The sequence below is a fragment of the Clostridioides sp. ES-S-0010-02 genome (genome assembly GCA_020641055.1).
GTDB lineage: Bacteria > Bacillota > Clostridia > Peptostreptococcales > Peptostreptococcaceae > Clostridioides.
In genome coordinates this window covers 2,962,726-2,981,876 of the sequence record CP067345.1, presented here as the reverse complement: position 1 = coordinate 2,981,876, position 19,151 = coordinate 2,962,726, and the positions used below count along the sequence as shown (strand labels likewise).

Below are 19,151 nucleotides of genomic sequence, written 5' to 3'. Positions count from 1 at the left end.
TAACAATAGAGAAATTAGATGTATCTTTAAAAATTACTTATGCTACTCATAAGAAGTTTGCCACATTAAGTAAAAAAATATTTAGTGATAGCGTGGTGATTATTTGCTTAAAAACAAAGAAATATTAGAAACAATTATTGATATACTTAAAAAAAGTTTTGATGAAAGTATTTTTATTGATGATGAAAGTATGCAAGGTTCAGAAGGGTCTTGTTTTTTTGTAAGTATGGTATCAGTTCTTTGTACACCCATAATGTTAAAGACAAACAACAAAGATGTTGTTATGTCTATAAAGTATTTACCAAGACCACAATCAAATAATATAAGAATGTATGAAGTTTCAGATGAACTTGATAAGCTATTTAATAGAACTGTAAATGTAAGAGATAGAAAATTAAATATAGCTAAAATTGAACAAAGCATTAAAAAAGAGGAGTCAATTTATACATTGAACTTTTCAATTACATTAAACTTTCTTGATAGTGTATATGAAGAAGAAGAAGTATATGAAAATATGGAAGAAATAAATTTAAACTTAGGAGAGTGATAGTATGGCTATAGGATTACCAAGTATCAATATATCATTTAAGGAGCTAGCTACAACTGTTAAAGAGCGTTCAGCTAGAGGAATAATTGCAATGGTGCTTAAAGATACCAAAGCACTAGGATTTAATGAAATACATGAAAAAGAAGATATACCAGCTGATTTATCTGCTGAAAATAAAGACTATATAAATATGGCTTTGATGGGAAATGTCAATGCACCAAATAAAGTATTAGTTTATGTGTTAGGAGAAGAGGAAGAGGTTCAAAGTTCCTTAGACTTTTTAGAAACTAAAGAATTTAATTATTTATGTATGCCTAAAGCAATAGAAGCTGATAAGAATGTCATCAAAAGCTGGATAATTAAACTTAGAGATACAGATAAGGTTAAAGTTAAAGCGATATTGGGCAAAGTTGCAGGAAATCATGAGGGAATAATTAATTTTACTACAGAAGATACATTAGTTGGAACAAAGAAGTATAGTGCTGAGGAGTTTACGAGTAGAATAGCTGGTATTATAGCAGGAACACCTTTAAGTCAATCAATAACTTATACTAAGCTTGGTGATGTTATTGATATACCTAAAAGCACTAAAGCTGATGCAGAGTCAAAAGTTAATAATGGAGAGCTTATCCTTATTAAAGAAGCTGGAGCTATAAGAATTGCCAGAGGAATAAATTCTTTAACTGATTTAACTGAAGAAAAAGGAGAGATGTTCCAAAAAATCAAGATAGTTGACACTTTGGATATTATACATAGTGATATAAGAAAGGTAATTATAGATGACTATATAGGAAAAGTTACTAATAGTTACGATAATAAATGCCTATTAATAGTATCGATAAAAGGTTATTTAGAAGAACTAGAAAAATCTGCTCTTATAGAGTCCAATTCTACTGTTGAAATAGATTTTGAAGCACAAAAATCTTATTTGAAATTAAAGGGAATAGATTTATCTTATATGACTTCACAAGAAATAAAAGAAGCTAATACTGGTTCTAAAGTATTTTTAAAAGCAACAATAAAAGCACTAGATGCTATGGAAGATATAGATTTATCAATAGAAATATAGGAGGATTATTAATATGGCAAATATGGAAGCTAGAAATGTAATGAGTGGTACTTGGGGAGAACTTTGGCTTGATGGAGATAAAGTGGCAGAAGTAAAGAAATTTCAAGCAAAGATGGAATTTACAAAAGAAGATATTATAATAGCAGGTCAAATGGGAACTGATACGAAGTATATGGGATATAAAGGGAAAGGTTCAATAACTTTATATCATGTCAGTTCAAGAATGCATAAGTTAATTGGAGAAAAGATAAAAAGAGGTTCTGAACCTAGATTTGTAGCTATATCTAAGTTAAATGACCCAGATTCTTATGGAGCAGAAAGAATAGCAGTAAAAAATATAGCTTTTGATGACTTAACTTTAGCTGATTGGGAAGTTGGAGTAAAAGGAGAAATAGAGGCTCCTTTCACATTTACTGAGTATGACTTCCTTGATATAATTTAGTTTTATCTGGATAGTTAGTAAATATATAGTTAATAAATGCTGTTAGTTAATAGAAATTGATTGATAAAGGAGTAGATAATAATGAGTGAAAATGGATTATCAAAAAATATAAATATAGTAGACTTACTTTTAAATGCAGATACAGACAATTTAGAAAGACCAAGTACTGTAGTTGAACTTAAGAGATTATCAAGTATATTTGATCAGGAATTTAAAGTAATGTGCAAAGCTTTAACAATAAGTAAAGATGAGGAGATACAAAATACTTGTCTTAAAATTGATGAAAATATGAAAACGGATATAGACTTACCAGAGATGCAGATGCTTACAATTATAGAAGGTGTTTGTGATTTAGATGGAAAGCTTTTATTTAAAAACAAGGAATTAATGAGTAAATTTAAGGCTCCAACTCCAAAGGAATTGGCAAGAAAGCTATTGTTACCAGGTGAAATTACTAATTTATACAGAATCCTTCAAGATGTAATGGGTTATGGTAAAAATGCAGTAATAGAAGAGGTAAAAAACTAATAGGGACGGATACCAAAACTACAATAATGTATTATTATTGGAAGACAAAAGGTATTAGACCGTCCCTTTTTTATGCAATGGATAAAGGCGAATTAAAGCTTATTGAAGCTTTTTTCGCCTTAGAAATTGAAGAGGAAGTTGAAAAAATGAAGCATGGATACGGAGTTTGTCCTTTGACAGGAGGTGGTATATAGTGGGTAATGTAAGAGAAGAAGGTATAAATATGTATCTTACAGATAATTACACTCCAAAGATGAATCAAATCATATCAGTAACGGATACTTTTAGAAGAGCAACTGTGGCTGTTTCTCTTTCTACTAATGTAATGGCTAGTAGTATAAAAAATTCTATTGGAAGTGCAAGTAGTACATTAAATAGTTTGAATTCTTCTTTAAGAAAAGTTCAGACTACTGCTAGTAGTACAAGTTCTACTATGACAAAATTAAGTTCTAGTATAAATTCTGCTTCAGGAACGATTGGAAGTTTAAATGGAAGTATTATGAGACTAGCAGTAACTATAGCTATGATTATTGATTATTTCAGTAAGCTGATTCAAAAGAAAAATGAATTGAACTCAAATGCCAAAATTATAATAATATTTGATTTTAAAGCTAAAGAGATTGAAAAAGCTAATTCAAAAATAAGTTTCCTAAGAAGCCTTGCTTCTAATATAAGGTTAAAGATAGAAAATTCAAGTGCAAAAAAGGTACTTGGTAAAGTACTTGAAAAGTTAAAAAAGATTAGTGACAAAGCATGGCCAGTTGTAATAAAAATAAAGGATACAGCTAAGGGTGTTGTAAGTAATCTCTTGGAAAAATTGAAATACTTTATTAAAAATAGCTGGCAAGGAATTGTTAATCTTAAAGATATGGCAAGTAGTATTATAAGTAAGGTATTTCCTAAGTTGAGATTGTTTGCAGGGAAGGTATGGACAGGTGCAATAGCTGTAAAGGATATGGCGAGTGGAATACTTAGTTCTATAAAGGGGAAGATATCAGATTTAACAAATGGTGCTACTATAGGTGTTGCTGTGAAAAAGGGTGTTGACTTACTTGGTCAAGAGCAAAATCAGAAAGTTGTTTTAGAAAGTGTAATGAAAAGAAATACTGGGAGTACTAGTAAAAAAGATGTTGATAAGTATTATAATCGTTTAGTAGATATGGCAAATGATACACCTTTTGATCCTGAAGATGTTGTTGCAATGGGAACTAAAGCTAAAATGATTAGTAATATTACTGGGGGTAAAAAAGAAGAAGATATAACTCAGGCTATGGTAGATGTTAGAGCTTTAAATATGGATACAAGTAGTACACAAGATGTATCAGCAGCTTTTTTAAGTGCAGCAAAGGGGAATATGGAATCTCTTAATACTTTGGTAGGAGAAAATTATAAAACTTTTGATGAAGCATTGGAAGGTATAAGTATAAAGCAGATGGGATTAGCTAAAGAAATGAGTAATACAATACCAGGTATAATAGCAAGTGCTCAAACAAGTATTAATAATGGTTTGAAGAGTATTGTTAAACCTTTCGATGATATTTTAGGTCAAGGAATAAAGAAAATAAAAACTTTTATAGAATGTGGGTTATCAAATTTAGCTAGTATATCTAAAAGAATGGCCGAAAAGATAGGTAATGTAGTGAATGGTAGAGGAATTACTAGTAATAAGGATGAACAAATGCAATTTAGAAGTATGAAAAATAAAAAAGGGCTTCCTGATTCTGCCCAATTTCGACTTTCTAGTGAGGTTGAAAAGCGTAAAATGATGACTGAAAATAAACAAGAAAATTTTGAAAATAGTGCAGCAAGAATGATAGGGAATGCTCCAAAAGCAATTGTTAATACAGGAAATACACTATTACAAAATATTGACTTTACTGCACTAATGGATTCATTATTACCAGTAGTAAACTTAGTAAATAATTTACTAGACAGTATAAATAATAAATCACCAATTGCACAAGGGTTAATAAGTATATTTGGTACAATAGTAACTACAGCATTTCAACTAATTGGGCCTGTAGTTGAGGCTGTTAGTCCAATTATTACAAGAATTTTTACCTTTTTAGGAGAGCATGCTCCACAAATAAATTATTTTATTGAAACTATGGGTAACGTATGGAAAACTGTATGGGAAACATTAGGTCCAATTTTAGAAGAAGCATGGAAGTTTTTGGAGCCACTTTTAGATTCTTTTCTTGATGCATTAAAAAACTTATCTGATTTTATAAATTTAATTTGCGATTCATGGAAGAAGATGGTTAAGTCTATAAATGAAAGCCCGATAACTGCTAAAATAGGTAAATATATTACAGAGAGAAGAAAGAAATATGAAGAAGAAGGTATGGACAGTGGATTAGCTCATGATTCAGGTACAAATCCTGATATAAGTGAACTGTTTGGAAAGGCATTTGGATTAAACTATGTACCTTATAATGACTACCCAACAAGACTTCATGAGGGGGAAATGGTTCTAACTAAACAAGAAGCCAATCAATATAGAAGCGGAAAAAGTGGTGGAAATATAAGCATAGCCAAGTTAGCTGATACAATAGTAATTAGAGAAGAAGCTGATATAGAAAAAATTACATCAAAATTAGTTTCAAGTATAAAAATGGCACAATTAGGAGGTGTATTATAATGGAAATGTGGCTTAGACAAGCAGAAGATAGATTTAGATTTCCAGTATTTCCATCTTCCTTTAGTATTAATGGAAAAGCTGCTGTAAACTCTTCTAGTATACTCAAAATAGGTGAAATAGCAACTTTTGGAGGTATAGCTCTTAAAAGTATTTCAATATCAAGTTTTTTTCCAAATAAATACTATACTTTTTGTGATTATACAGGTTTTCCATCACCATATGATTGTGTAAATAAGATTGAAAAATGGATGAATGAAGGGCTTATATTAAGATTTACAATTACAGAAACAAATATAAATATGGAGGTCATAATTGAGGGTTTTAGCTATGAAGAAAGAGATGGGACTCGAGATGTGTATTTTACATTAGATTTAAAAGAGTATAAAAGAATAAAAATACCAAAGGTAACTCCAAAAAAATAACTATTATGGATAATAAGTTGTAAACAACTGCTGATAAAGTTAAATGAAAAGGCAGGTGATTTTTTATTATTAAAATTTGGGTACACATAAAAAATGGAAGTATATATGATATAACTGATATAGTAGATAAAGTTTCTTGGTCAGGTGATTATAAATCTCCATCAAGAACTCTAGAGTTTTCAATAATCCAATCCTCTTTTGATGTGAATTTTCAACAAATAGATATACCAATAGCTAGTACGATTTGTTTTTATGTAGATGAGAAAGAGCTTTTTAGAGGAATGATAATTAATAGGTCTAAAGATTCAAGTAGTAATGAAATTAGTTTTGTATCTAAAGATATGGGATTTCTACTTACACAAAGTGAAGTGTCATACAACTTTAAAGACAAGTTAGTTGAAGATATAGCAAAGCAAGTCTTTGCTGAAAATAAGCTTGCAGTTGGAACAATAGCAAAGACTAATGTTAAGCATACTAAGATGTTTATAGGAGTAAATGGATATGATACTATAATGAGTGCATATACAGAGGCAAGCAAGAAGACTAAGAAAAAGTATATGATAGAAGCCAATTTAGATAAGTTTAATGTTATTGAAAAAGGAACTGTTACACTAAGTGTTATGTTTGAAGAGGGATTTAATATTATAAATACTACTTTTTCAGAAAGTATGGAAAATGTAAAAAATAAGGTGATAGTAGTAGACCAGTATGGAAGTAAGATTAGTGAAAAAGTAGACAGTGAAATTTTTAAAGAAGTAAATGTAATAATGCAAAAAGTAATTCAGCAACAAGAAAATCAAGATGTAGATGTGGATAGTGAGTTTAAAGGTATAGAAAAAAGCTGTTCTCTCAGAGGTTATGGAGATGTAAGTTGTATAACTGGCAGAGGGGTAAAAGTTAAGGATTCCTATACAAAGCTTGTAGGGTTATTTTATATAGATACAGATAAACATACATGGCAAAATGGAGAGTATCAAATTGAACTTGAACTAAACTTTCAAAATCTTATGGATGAAAAGTCAGCAGGTCAAGATGAACCTAAAGAAGAAAGTAATTTAGGAGGAGAAGGTTATACAGGAGGAACGGAGTTTACAGCAGAATTTACAGCTTATTGCCCTAGAAAAGAAGAAGGTGGAGATACAGACTGTAGAGAGAAAAAACTTGACCCATCTAAAAAAACTTGTGCTGCTCCTATGGTTGGTAAATATGAACAAACTTACTACACAAAAGAGTTTTTAAATAAACATCCTCTGCTGAACTATGGAGATGAAATACAGGTAATTACAGGAGTTTCTGGACGCGACGGAGTGTATAAAGTAAATGATGTAGGATCTGCAATAACTATAGAAAAGAATGGAACATACCACATAGATATTTTATTTGGAAATGTTGAAGAAGCTAGTAAATTTGGAAGAAGAAAAGGAAAGATTATTATTGGTGGTTACGCTGGTAATGTATCTGATAAAGCTAAAACAGTAATATCAGAAGCAAAAAAACATCTAGGTAAGCCTTATAAATGGGGTGGTAATGGACCAAATAGTTTTGACTGTTCTGGGTTAATGGTTTATTGCTTTAAGAAAGTTAGTATTAATTTGCCAAGAACTTCAAGCCAACAATCCACAGTAGGAAAGAAAGTAGAGAAAAAAAATTTACAAGCAGGAGATTTAGTATTTTTCCATAATCCTGTAAGTCATGTTGGATTATATATAGGAAATGGAGAATTTATAGAAGCACCTGGTAAAGGTAAAAAAATTAGAGTAAGTAATTTTAATAGCAGAAAAGACTTTAACATAGCTAGAAGGATTTTTTAGAGGATGGTGATATAATGGCAAATCCGATTAATGAATTTATAGGAATAATGAGAGAAGAAGGAAAGTATCATAATCAACCTTCTTTTTTTATTGGAAAAATTAAAAGTAAACTACCAAATTTAAAAATAGAGATAAACAACATCATATTAGAAAAAGAAGATATTTTAATAGATAGTTGGATACTTGATAGACAGGTAGAATCCTTTGATACAGAAACAAATCAAGAACATAAACATGAAGTAAAAAATCCTTTTATAGATAATTTTGAATCTGGAGACATGGTAATAATGTTTAGAATAGGCGAGAAATTTGCTGTTGTAAGTAAGTTGGTGAGCTTATAATGAGTGCGATATTTCCTTTTATAGGTGTCCCAGAAGATTATATTTTGCCTAAAACAGAAGAATTGCCAATCTTTCGTGAAGTAGCTTGGGATTTTGAAAAAGATGAGCCTATTTTAGAAAAAGGTGATTTTAAAATAATTGAAAAAAAAGAAGCTTTAAAAGTTTGGATATACAAGTGCATAAAAACAAATAGATATGAACATGAGATATACTCTTTAGAATATGGAACAGAGCTTTCAGAACTTATAGGGCAAAAATATACAAAAGGCCTTACAGAAAGTGAAGCGAGCAGGTTTATAAAAGAAGCTCTTTTAATAAATCCATATATATTAGAAGTAAATGTAAAAAGTGCTAACTTTAACAGAGACATATTAAGTGCAAATGTAAAAGTATCCACTATCTATGGGGAGGTGGAAATAAATGTATAGTGACCAGACATATGAAATAATAAAAAATAGAACTCTTGAAAATATCAAGCTTGATATTTATAAAGGTGAGGGTTCTTTTCTAAACAATATGGTATCTGGAAATAATCTAGAACTTGCAAAGATATATATAGAACTTTCTAAAATACATAAAATGGCTTTTATACAAGATACATATAATCAGTTTCTTGACAAGAGAGTTAATGAATTTGGTGTATATAGAAAGTTGGGAACAGAGTCAAATGGAGAAGTTGAATTTATTGGAGAAAAAGGAACTGTAATAACTAATGGAACAGTAATATCATATAGCGATTTACTATTTGTAGTAATAAAAGATGTAACTATTGGTAGTGAAGAAGGTGACAATAGTCCAGTTCAAGCTCTAGAAGTCGGTAAGAAATATAATCTATCTACAAATTGTGAATTCAAGTTAGTTGACAATATATCTGGTATCACAAAGATTGTTAATACAAGAAGTTTTGAAGGTGGAACAGATATAGAGACAGATGAAGAGTTAAAAGAACGATTCTATAAGATACAAAGAAACCAAGCTACAAGTGGAAATAAAGCTCATTATGAAGAATGGGCTTTGGAAGTAGATGGAGTGTACAATGTCAAAGTTTATCCAAGGTGGGATGGGGCAGGTACGATTAAAGTCCTTATATTTGGGAAAAACAATCAAGCTGTTGATACAGAAACCATTCAAAGATGTCAGCAACATCTAGATGAAGAAAAACCTATTGGACCAACTATAACAGTTGTGACACCAGCACCAATAGAAATAAATATAAGTGCAGTAATGAAATTAGAAGATGGATACACCTTAGATAGTGTTAAAGAATCTTTCTTAGAAAGTATAAATTCATACTTTAGAGAGATTAGAGGAGAAATAATTTATACAAAGGTTATGGGAATACTTATAAACACCATTGGTGTACATGATTTAAGCAATTTACTTATAAATGGAAGCACAGATAATATAACTATTACTGAGGACAAAATACCAAGTGTAACATCTGTTGATTTTAGCGAGGTGGAAAATCAATGAAACTAATTGATAAACTGCCATCATTTGATAGAAATTACATTGTAGAAGAGATACAAAATGCATATGATACAGAGTTAGATATTCTCAAATATGATATTGATGATACTTTTGCCCAATTATTTGTAGATACTGCAACGTGGGGTCTAGATGTGTGGGAAGATATACTCTGCATCGAACAAAAAGACATTGATTTTAATACAAGACGTAGTAATATAAAAGCTAAAATGAGAAGTAGAGGAACTAGTACTATTGAGGTTATAAAAAGTATATGTGAAGCCTATACAAAATCAGAAACAGACATAAAAATTTATAGTGATGAATTTACGTTCATACTGAGCTTTATAGCAAATAACTGTGACTATAAAACTCTTTTAGATTGTAGTGATATGATTGAAAAAGTAAAACCTGCTCACTTATTGCACTATTTAGAGCCTATAATACTGGATAAAAGTATGGTCTATTGTGGTGGAGGTATGGTCTGTAGTGAGGAAGTAAAAGTTCACCCATATTTTGAACCAATTATAAAATGTAGTGCCGTTATAAATTGTGGAGCTGGAATGCTAAGTAGAGAAGAAATAAAGGTTTATCCTTTAAGTATTAAATATATTGAAAGTAATTGTAAGATTAATATAGCTATTGCAAATAGTACAGGTGTAGAAAAAGTAGTAGTTTATCCTAAATCGGAGGTGGTATAGTTGGAAGAAAAATTTTATATAATATTAACCAAAATTGGTAGAGAAAAAATAGCAAATGCGACTGCACTAGGGGAACTTGTAGGATTAACCAAGTTTCAAGTTGGAGATAGTAATGGAGAATATTATGAGCCAACAGAAGAACAAACTGCTTTAAAGAATGTAGTTTGGGAAGGGAATATAAATTCTCTAAGAATTGATGAGAAGAATCCTAACTGGATAGTTATAGAGACTATTTTACCAGGAACAGTTGGTGGATTTATGATAAGAGAAGCTGCTGTTTTGGATAATGAGAACAATATAATAGCTATAGGGAAATATCCAGAGACGTATAAGCCACGTGCTGAAGATGGAAGTATTAAAGATTTAGTTGTAAAGATGATTTTACAATTGTCTAATACTTCAAATGTGACATTGGAAGTGGACCCAACGTTGGTTTTTGTGACTCAAAAGGATATTCAAGATTTAGACGATAAGTTTGATAAGAATATAAAAGAAATAAAAGTAAAAATTGGAGAAGAAATTTTATCTACAGATTCTAAAGATTTATCAGGAGCTATAAATGAAGTAGTTAAAAAAATAGAAAATATATCTTTTGACGATGTTATAAGTGCTCAGATACAAACTGATATATCAGTTTTAAAAAATAGCTATAACAAATTATCTGAAAAAGTATTAGATATATTAATATACTTAGAATTAGAGTCAGAAGTAACTGTAGATGAGGCAGGTTACTGGTATGATACATTAGCAAATGGAAACAACATAGTAGCTATAGAAGGACTAAAATTAGATTTAAATAGAAAGTGTATAACAGGCGAAGTTGGTAATGTGGTTTTTAGAGATGTGGTATTACCATTTAGTGCAAATAGAGTTAGATATATACATGATATGGATAATAATTTTGTTGAGACAAAATCTAGTAATACTTATTTAAAAGAACAAAAAGATATAACTCTAAATAAGTATTCATATGAAATAAGATAAATAAAGGGGGTAGTTCTGATAATGAAGCAAAATAAACTTTTACAACGTGGTGCTTATTTTAACGATAAGAACATATTGGTTGATGATTTTGATAAAAGATATAACGATTATGATTTCGTAGAATTTTTTACTGGTATAAGTAATAGTACCTTTGGTTTAAAATCAGATGGGAATTTATATGCTTGTGGTGATAATACAGGTTTTCAATTAGGACTTGGAAAAGATTCATCAGAGAGAAGGATGTTTAGTAAAGTAAAAATTGATAATGTAAAATATGTATCTTGTGGTTCAAAGCATAGTGTAGCAGTAACTAAAGATGGATTTGCATATGGAGCAGGAACAAGTAATGTAGGTCAATTAGGAGTAATCGAGTCTACAGTGTATTACGAATTTACTAAGTTACCAATAGATGATGTAAAATCTGTTGTATGTGGTTATGACTTTACTTTTGTACTTAAAAATGATGGAACTCTATATTCAGCAGGGTTAAATTCAAGTGGTCAACTTGGATTAGGTGATACTAACAATAGGGCTACTTTTACTAAAGTAAATGTAGATAGTGTAAAGGATGTAGTAACTTATAATCAATCTGTATTCATTATAAAAATGGATGGAACAGCACATGCTTGTGGGTTAAATTCAAGTGGGCAGTTGGGAATTAATAGTACTTTGAATAAAAGTGTATTTAATAAAATAGAAGGTATGGATAATGTAAAGCAGATGGCATGTGGTAGTAGTCATACAATCCTTATTAAGAATGATGGAACTATGTATACTACAGGATATAATGGTGTTGGTCAGCTTGGTACAGGAAATAATAATAATTCAATTGTATTTACTCTTTCTAATATAAATAATGTTAAATCTGCTTTTTGTGGAAATAATCATACTATGATATTAAAGTATGACAATACACTGTTTAGTACAGGACAAAACACTTATGGTCAATTAGCCAATGCTGACAAGGATGTAGCATCAAGAAATACTTTTGTTAAGGTTAACGTAGAAAATATAAAAGATATTAAGTGTGGTTCTCAATTTAACTTTTTAATAAATGGTTCAAAGGAAATATTTGTGTCTGGATGTAATTTATCAGGTCAACTTGGTTCATTTTTTCATACAACTTTTCTATATGAGTTTTCAAAGGTACAATCTTCAAATTTAGATAATTATTCAGGATTATTGGTTAATGATGATTATTTGTATGTTACTAAAGATAATAGTGAATTTCTAAATGTAAAGTTAAGTGATAATTTTCAAGATTATAAGAAGATAGAGTTAACGAATAACAATATGTTTATAGTTATGAATGATGGGACATTATATTCATGTGGTCTAAATAATCATGGACAGTTAGGATTGGGAGATACTGCTAACAGGTCAGTTATGACTAAGGTGGATATAGATAATGTCTTAGATGTAAAGGGAAATGGAAACTCAACTTTTGTACTTAAGAATAATGGAACATTATATTCTTGTGGATATAATAGTTCAGGTATATTGGGATTAAAAGATAGTATTAATAGAAGTATATTTACAAAAATAGAAATAGAGAATGTAAAAGATTTTTGTGTAGAAAGTAATTATGTAGTAGCTTTAAATCATTCAAAAGAGGTATATGGCTGGGGGGCTAGTACTTATAATAATATAGAAGGAGTTTCTAATTATCCAGCTAAGCAGAGTATAAGTAATATTGAAAAGATAGCAGTATATGATTATTCTGTATATATGATAAATAGTGAAGGAAAATTATATGTATCTGGATATAATGGTTACTATCAATTAGGTATAGTTAGTGGTAGCAATGCAAATAAAACACTAGTATCTAAGTATAGAACAGTTTCATTATCTACTAGTTCTAGTGGTCTAAGTGATTTACCTAAAATAACTAATGTTTTTCCTTTTAATTATGGTTGTGCAATAATTGACGAAAGAGGATATGTTTATTTAGCAGGACATCATAAATACCCAGATACATCAAAGAGCAATCCAAGTATAACTGACTATTCAAGATATGGAAGTTTTATTGAAACTACAAATTCTCATTATAATACTTACTTTACACAGGTAAATACTTTTAGTGGAATAGAAAAAGTAATAGGAACATCAGATAATATATTATACTTTAAAAAAGGAAGTACATATGTTACTGGGTACCCAAAAACATTTGGATTATCTGCTACTGGATATAAAAGCTATACTACTATTAGTTCTGAATATTCAAATTTGGGGAGTCTTTTTATTATAAATTCTAGTAATTCTAAATTATATGGGTATGGAATTGCTAATAATGGAGAATTTGGAAATATGACAAGTCTAGATGGTGTAAGTGGATATGATACAGGACTAAAAGATATAAAAGATATAATTGTAAAAGGTAATACAGTAGTAGTAGTAGATAAAAATAACAATATATATGTAACAGGAGCAAATCAATTTAATAAACTAGGCATAGGAGAATATAACAATCAACCAGTAAAAAAATTCACAAATATAACTGAACAATTGAACTCATTTATATTTATGGATGACATAAAAGAAATTACAACATCAAAAAATACAATGTTTATAGTCAAAAATGATGGAACAGTCTATGCCACAGGAAATAATAGTTCTGGACAATTGGGCTTAGGAGATACAGTAAATAGAAATAAGTTTACTCAGATAAATCTTGATAACATAAATAAAATATCAACAAGTATAGATGGTAACACAACATTTGCAATTAGAAATGATGGAACACTATACTCTACAGGATTAAATACCAAAGGACAATTGGGCTTAGGTGATATAGTAAATAGAAATACATTTACCAAAGTAAATATACAAAATGTAAGAGATGTCGTTTTAGGGACTACTCACTCACATGCAATCAAAGATGATAACACACTATATTCATGTGGAGAAAATACTCATGGGCAACTAGGCTTAGGAAGCGAAAGTAATCATCCAGATGTATTGACATTTACTGTAAATAATATAACCAATATAAGAGATGTATACTGTTCAGACACAACAACTTTTATTGTAAAAGACACAAATATTGCATATTGTTGTGGATACAATAACAATTCACAATTAGGTATGGGAAATACTACTGACCAGTATAGTTTTATAAAGTGTATGGAAAATGTAAAAGAAGTTATACCAAATGAAATAAATACTTATATAATAACAATTTATAATACTGCATATAGTACAGGCCTAAATACTGATTATTGCTTAGGACTAAATAGCAATAGCAATCAAAGTGCATTTTCTGAAATTCCAATTTCAAATGTGGTAAAAGTAGCTCCAAACAGAAATAATGCAGTACTTTTACTTACAAGTGAAGGGGATGTATATACTGCAGGTAAATGTAGTAATGGTTCAGGTACAGGAAGTGAGACTCCAGAGAAGATTAAAAAAATAGCATCAAAAGCAAAAGATATTGGAATGAATTATAGATGTGGATATTATGTAAGTGATAATGGGGACTTATATGGTACAGGTTTTAATGATTATGGGCAATTAGGTGTTGGCGATGTAACAAAAAGAGATACATTTATAAAAACCAATACAAGAGTAAAGAAAATACTTCCTCTAGAGTATGCTAATATAGCAATAAAAGATACTAATGATATATATATTTGTGGATTAAATAATTATGGGCAATTAGGTGTTGGCAATAGATATGATAGTAGAAATAATGATAATAGAATATTTAATTATAAGCATATGAATTTTGTAATGGGAGATTTAACATCTATTAAAAACAGACATAATTTTATACTTTTAAATAACAAGATAGTTGTTCCTACTACAAAAGACATAGACTATGGCTTAGTATTAGGAAACTTATATAAAGGAGACCTTTATACTGAACTTCCATATGAAAATATAAAAGAAGTCTCTGTTTCTAAAACTCATATTATTGTATTACTTAATGATGGAACAATATATGGATGCGGTACAAACTATCATGGAGAACTATTACAAGACTTATCTATAAATCAAGTAGATGAATTTGTACAGATTAATGTATCAGATGTAAAACATATTTCATGTGGAGATAATTTTACTTACTTTATAAAGTCTGATGATAGTCTTTGGTCTATTGGTAAAAACTCAGAGTATCAATTAGGTATAGGGCATAATAATCCAGTTACTGAATTACAAAGAATTACAACTGTATCTAGCTGTAAAGAAGTACATTGTGGTAAAAACTATACCTTAGTAGTAACTACAGGCAATGAATTATTTGTACAAGGGTATAATGATAAAGGTACTTTAGGATTAGGAAGTGATAGTGAAAATACTATAATTAAATTTTTTACAAAAGCATTGACAGACATAAGAGATATAAAATCTTATGGAAGTGACCATATATTAGTACTTAAAAATGATAATTCAGTATGGGTTACTGGAAAAAATAGAGATGTATATAAAATTGAGCAACCAGTAGAATTTTTAAAAGAATTCACTATAGTACCTATTTCTGAAGATGTAAATACAGTAAAGGATGTACTTGCAACGGACAATACATTATATATTATATCAGAAGTAGGAACAACAAATGCTGCTATAGAAATTAATGAAAAGTCAATTTCATCAATTAAAATAAAAATACAAGACCCTAATAAAGATATAAGTAGAATAGAAATGCTTATAAATGGAGAAAGTGTAAAATCTATAAATGACTTAACTACTGAAAAAATATCATTTGAAGTGCCATCAGATAAAATTAAAATAGGAGAGAATAAGATACTATTTAGAGCTTATTGTAAAGGTGATGATTTATATGCCTCTTTATTTATTTTTAAAGAGAGCACTGGAAATTCTATAATTAAAGATTCTTATGTTATGATAGGTAATAGAATGTACAAGATAGTCAATACAACATCTAATGAACAAGACATTACGATTACACTAGATAGAGGGCTTGAAGAAGATTTAAACCTTGGAGACCCTATATATCAATTAATAAATAAAACCAAGGTTCAAGTAAAAATAAATAAATCTGATTTATTTAAAGACATGAAGCTAGTTGAAATCAAAAAATCAGATTCAAGCTATCAAGAAATCTATGAATTAGAAGAAGCTAACATAAAAAGTGCTCAACCTAAAATCATAGTAGAAAAAGGGGATAAATGGACAGCTATAAAACGTCCATCTATGATTTTTAGATATGATGCAGAAAACAACGAACCAGAAGCTTAAAATGGAGGTGTTAAAAATTGTTTAAATTTGATAAAAACAAAATAGAGCAAATCAAACAAGGTAGAAAAGTAGAAATGCAATATAAAGATATTTCAGACATAAGTGTAGGTCAAGTAAAACAAGATGATGATATAACTAGCAACTTTATAGCAAATGCAGAAATATATGAGATGTTGTTAAGTCAAATTCCTGTCAATGAAGTTCACAGTATAAGCACATTTAATATATCAAAATCTGGAGGTGAAAGTGGAATGGTAGAGGTATATGTAGCATTAATTTTAAGGGGAAAGAAAACTATAGAAGAGGTACCAACAATAATTAGAGAACAAGTCAGAATTAGATGTGAAGAACTAGAAATACCAGTTGAATAGTAAACTTAGAATAACTATAGAGTAGTTATTTTTTTATGCAAAGTACAAGGTCTTAATCACTAAAGTTAAGACCTTGTACTTATTTTTTGCTATATTAATTTTTTATAGATTTAATTAATTTTATAAAAAATTAAAATACTAAATATACAAATAACAGTGTCAAAAAACAGAGTATTATATGATATTAAAATATAATAAAAATTCAAGATACAAATATAAAAAAATTAGATGATAGGAGGATATAATGGATAAATTAATAACCGAATTGAGCAGTCTAGGAGCAATAGGGATATTATGTGCTCTTTTATTTAAAAACACTATGCAAGAGAAAAAAGAAGATAGAGATATGTACAAAAAAACTGTAGAAAATTTTATAGAATTATCTACTCAGCAACAAGAAATAAATAAAAATATACTTGTACAGATGGGAACAATGAAGACTGATGTAGAGGAAATCAAAGAAAATGTAACTGATATAAAAGATATGTTACAAAAAGAAGGTGTATAATATGAAAGTAGCAATAGTACCAGGACATACACTGTATGGAAAAGGAACAGGAGCAGTTGGCTATATAGATGAAGGAAAAGAAAACAGAATCCTAACAGACTTAATAGTAAAATGGCTAAAACTAGGAGGAGCAACAACATATACTGGTAAAATAGACAAATCAAATGAATATCTATCAGAACAATGCCAAATATCCAACAAGCAAGATGTAGACCTAGCAGTACAAATCCATTTCAATGCAAATAAGACAACTCTAAATCCCATAGGAACAGAAACAATATATAAAACAAACAGCGGAAAAATATATGCGGAAAGAGTAAACTCAAAACTTTCAACTGTGTTTAAAAATAGAGGAGCCAAAGAAGATATAAGAAACCTATACTGGTTTAATCACACTAAAGCGCCAGCAATACTAATCGAAACTTGTTTTGTAGACAGTAAAGCAGATACTGACTATTATATTAGAAGTAAACATACAATTGCAAAACTAATAGCAGAAGGAATACTAAATAAAAATATAAAAGAAGAAGATAACTTACAGGAATCTTATGAAAATGTAATAGTATATTCTGGAGAAGTTGATAAATCAATTGCAATCATAATGTCATTTTATATAGAAAAAAGCTTATTAATTGATATAAAGGACTATAAAAATAAAATGGCAAAAAATATTTTTTCTATAGGTGGAAAAGCTACAGAAGTCATAAAAAATTATTCTGATAAATATATTGAATTTGTCGGACATGATAGAAAAGAAACTTTTGAACTTGTGCTAAAGTACTTAGAAAAGTACAACTAAAATACAGAAAGAGAAGTATACAAAAATAAATGTGCAAGGAAAGTAGATAATAAATTTGAATAAATTAGTTTAATTAGAAAACTAAATAAAACGAAGTAAATGTTAAAATTGAAAAAATATAAAAGAGGTAGTATTTAATGCTACCTCTTTTTATAATTAAACTATAAAATTATTGTCTGTTAACTAAAATAGCTATCTTAGCATCTGGATTATAACTTATTTGAACCATTTGATTTTTCTTAATATGTTCAAGGTCTTCACCACCATAAGCAATTTGTAATTTAACTGGTAGTTTACCTTGTTTTATAATAGCAACATACTCTTTTTTACCTTTTTTCTCTAAACTAATCAAATTGCCAACATAAGGTTTAAAGTTTTGATACTTTTTACTAGAATTTCTTATGTAGAAGAAAGCACCAACAGCAATAACTAAATTTATGCCAAGTGTAACCCAAGAATTGATTTTCAGCATAGCTCCAGCGATTATTATCACGAACATTAAAACGATAGGTAATATAGCCTTCTTAAGAAGTAATTTACCCATTATTTCATTAGCCTTTTTCTCAGGGCCACTCATAGTTTTTGATCTAGCAAATGATTGCGCGAATTTGTCTTTTAAGCCCATTTTATCCTCCTAATTTTAATAAATATTTAGTTATAATAACGAGAGATTACTTGAAACTAAAAATTTACTACATTTATATTATGTTTGACTTTTGTATAAATAATTACATTCAAGTAAAGCAAAATATACTAATTATTTTATCATAAAACTATAAAAAAGAAAATAAATGAAATAAAAATATTAGAGCAAAGAAATGATGTAAAATCGTATCAAAAGCAACATAAAAATTATTTATCTATTTTTTATCTTTATTTTTATCATACTCAGTTTTTTCAAAATCTTTCTCTTTTTCATATTCATGAAGTTTTAATTCAATCATACCTTCTATTTTTGCTCTATCATAATCACTTAGTTTTCTAAAATTTTTTAAAAGTTTTATTTCATTAGAACTGATGCTATTAAATGGATAGTTTGGTGAGGAATCGCAAATTAAATTTGATTCTTGTGATATATTATCTCCATTTAATAGCCAGTCTACAGAAACATTAAATATATCAGCTATGGATTTTAATATCTCATAATTTGGTTTTCTAATATTTCTTTCAAATTTACTCAAATTATCACAGTTTAACATTTCTTCTAATTCATATTGCTTAAGGTTCTTTGTTTTTCTTAAATAAACAATTCTTTCTCCTAAAGTATCCATAAACACTCTCCATTCAATTAATGTCAGAAAGACTTTTTAAAATATAGATA

The 19,151-nt window shown here is 28.9% G+C and carries 19 protein-coding genes; 17 read left to right on the top strand and 2 right to left on the bottom strand.

Features of this window, described 5'->3' with window-relative positions; all coding sequences use genetic code 11:
• The first annotated feature begins 103 nt into the window (after positions 1–103).
• The 17 genes from JJC01_13915 to JJC01_13835 all read left to right on the top strand — a co-directional run bounded on the left by JJC01_13915 (position 104) and on the right by JJC01_13835 (position 17,830).
• Positions 104–547: a hypothetical protein gene (locus JJC01_13915; GenBank protein ID UDN57262.1), complete on the top strand. Its 444-nt coding sequence runs from the start codon at positions 104–106 to the stop codon at positions 545–547.
• A gap of 4 nt (positions 548–551) precedes the next feature.
• Positions 552–1,616 carry a phage tail sheath subtilisin-like domain-containing protein gene (locus tag JJC01_13910; GenBank protein ID UDN57261.1) on the top strand — a complete coding sequence of 355 codons (1,065 nt, stop codon included), beginning with the start codon at positions 552–554 and terminating at the stop codon, positions 1,614–1,616.
• Positions 1,617–1,629: 13 nt separating this feature from the next.
• On the top strand, positions 1,630–2,058 hold the full coding sequence (locus tag JJC01_13905) for a phage tail tube protein (GenBank protein UDN57260.1): 429 nt from the start codon (positions 1,630–1,632) through the stop codon (positions 2,056–2,058).
• An 81-nt stretch (positions 2,059–2,139) separates the two neighbouring features.
• Positions 2,140–2,586, top strand: a complete 447-nt coding sequence (locus tag JJC01_13900; protein UDN57259.1) for a phage portal protein — start codon at positions 2,140–2,142, stop codon at positions 2,584–2,586.
• Between the two features lie 26 nt (positions 2,587–2,612).
• Positions 2,613–2,780, top strand: coding sequence for a hypothetical protein (locus JJC01_13895; GenBank protein ID UDN57258.1), 168 nt, complete (start codon positions 2,613–2,615; stop codon positions 2,778–2,780).
• A complete protein-coding gene (locus JJC01_13890; protein UDN57257.1) occupies positions 2,780–5,227 on the top strand; it encodes a hypothetical protein in 2,448 nt (815 codons plus the stop codon). Before JJC01_13895 ends, JJC01_13890 begins: the two co-directional genes overlap by 1 nt.
• On the top strand, positions 5,227–5,649 hold the full coding sequence (locus JJC01_13885) for a hypothetical protein (GenBank protein ID UDN57256.1): 423 nt from the start codon (positions 5,227–5,229) through the stop codon (positions 5,647–5,649). Before JJC01_13890 ends, JJC01_13885 begins: the two co-directional genes overlap by 1 nt.
• A 281-nt stretch (positions 5,650–5,930) precedes the next feature.
• The gene (locus JJC01_13880) at positions 5,931–7,460 is read left to right on the top strand and encodes a C40 family peptidase (protein UDN57255.1); all 1,530 of its coding nucleotides are present in this window, start codon (positions 5,931–5,933) and stop codon (positions 7,458–7,460) included.
• Positions 7,461–7,474: 14 nt separating this feature from the next.
• Positions 7,475–7,801 carry a DUF2577 domain-containing protein gene (locus tag JJC01_13875; protein UDN57254.1) on the top strand — a complete coding sequence of 109 codons (327 nt, stop codon included), beginning with the start codon at positions 7,475–7,477 and terminating at the stop codon, positions 7,799–7,801.
• Entirely contained in the window at positions 7,801–8,229 is a 429-nt protein-coding gene (locus JJC01_13870; GenBank protein UDN57253.1) for a DUF2634 domain-containing protein, read from the top strand. The genes JJC01_13875 and JJC01_13870 overlap by 1 nt, the downstream gene beginning before the upstream one ends.
• Complete coding sequence (locus JJC01_13865; GenBank protein ID UDN57252.1) at positions 8,222–9,274, top strand: baseplate J/gp47 family protein; 1,053 nt, start codon at positions 8,222–8,224, stop codon at positions 9,272–9,274. Before JJC01_13870 ends, JJC01_13865 begins: the two co-directional genes overlap by 8 nt.
• Positions 9,271–9,969 (top strand): DUF2313 domain-containing protein, encoded by a 699-nt coding sequence (locus tag JJC01_13860; protein UDN57251.1) that lies wholly within the window; start codon positions 9,271–9,273, stop codon positions 9,967–9,969. Before JJC01_13865 ends, JJC01_13860 begins: the two co-directional genes overlap by 4 nt.
• Positions 9,970–10,953 carry a phage tail protein gene (locus JJC01_13855; GenBank protein UDN57250.1) on the top strand — a complete coding sequence of 328 codons (984 nt, stop codon included), beginning with the start codon at positions 9,970–9,972 and terminating at the stop codon, positions 10,951–10,953.
• A 21-nt stretch (positions 10,954–10,974) separates the two neighbouring features.
• Positions 10,975–16,152 (top strand): chromosome condensation regulator, encoded by a 5,178-nt coding sequence (locus JJC01_13850; GenBank protein ID UDN57249.1) that lies wholly within the window; start codon positions 10,975–10,977, stop codon positions 16,150–16,152.
• A 17-nt stretch (positions 16,153–16,169) separates the two neighbouring features.
• Positions 16,170–16,523 carry a hypothetical protein gene (locus JJC01_13845; protein ID UDN57248.1) on the top strand — a complete coding sequence of 118 codons (354 nt, stop codon included), beginning with the start codon at positions 16,170–16,172 and terminating at the stop codon, positions 16,521–16,523.
• A 244-nt stretch (positions 16,524–16,767) separates the two neighbouring features.
• Complete coding sequence (locus tag JJC01_13840) at positions 16,768–17,031, top strand: hypothetical protein (GenBank protein UDN57247.1); 264 nt, start codon at positions 16,768–16,770, stop codon at positions 17,029–17,031.
• 1 nt (position 17,032) lies between these two features.
• Complete coding sequence (locus JJC01_13835) at positions 17,033–17,830, top strand: N-acetylmuramoyl-L-alanine amidase (GenBank protein ID UDN57246.1); 798 nt, start codon at positions 17,033–17,035, stop codon at positions 17,828–17,830.
• Positions 17,831–17,999: 169 nt separating this feature from the next.
• Here JJC01_13835 and JJC01_13830 read toward each other — a convergent pair whose 3' ends face one another.
• Both JJC01_13830 and JJC01_13825 read right to left on the bottom strand, forming a co-directional pair.
• Positions 18,000–18,455, bottom strand: a complete 456-nt coding sequence (locus JJC01_13830; GenBank protein ID UDN57245.1) for a hypothetical protein — start codon at positions 18,453–18,455, stop codon at positions 18,000–18,002.
• A gap of 235 nt (positions 18,456–18,690) precedes the next feature.
• Positions 18,691–19,101: a helix-turn-helix transcriptional regulator gene (locus JJC01_13825; GenBank protein UDN57244.1), complete on the bottom strand. Its 411-nt coding sequence runs from the start codon at positions 19,099–19,101 to the stop codon at positions 18,691–18,693.
• Positions 19,102–19,151: the final 50 nt, after the last annotated feature.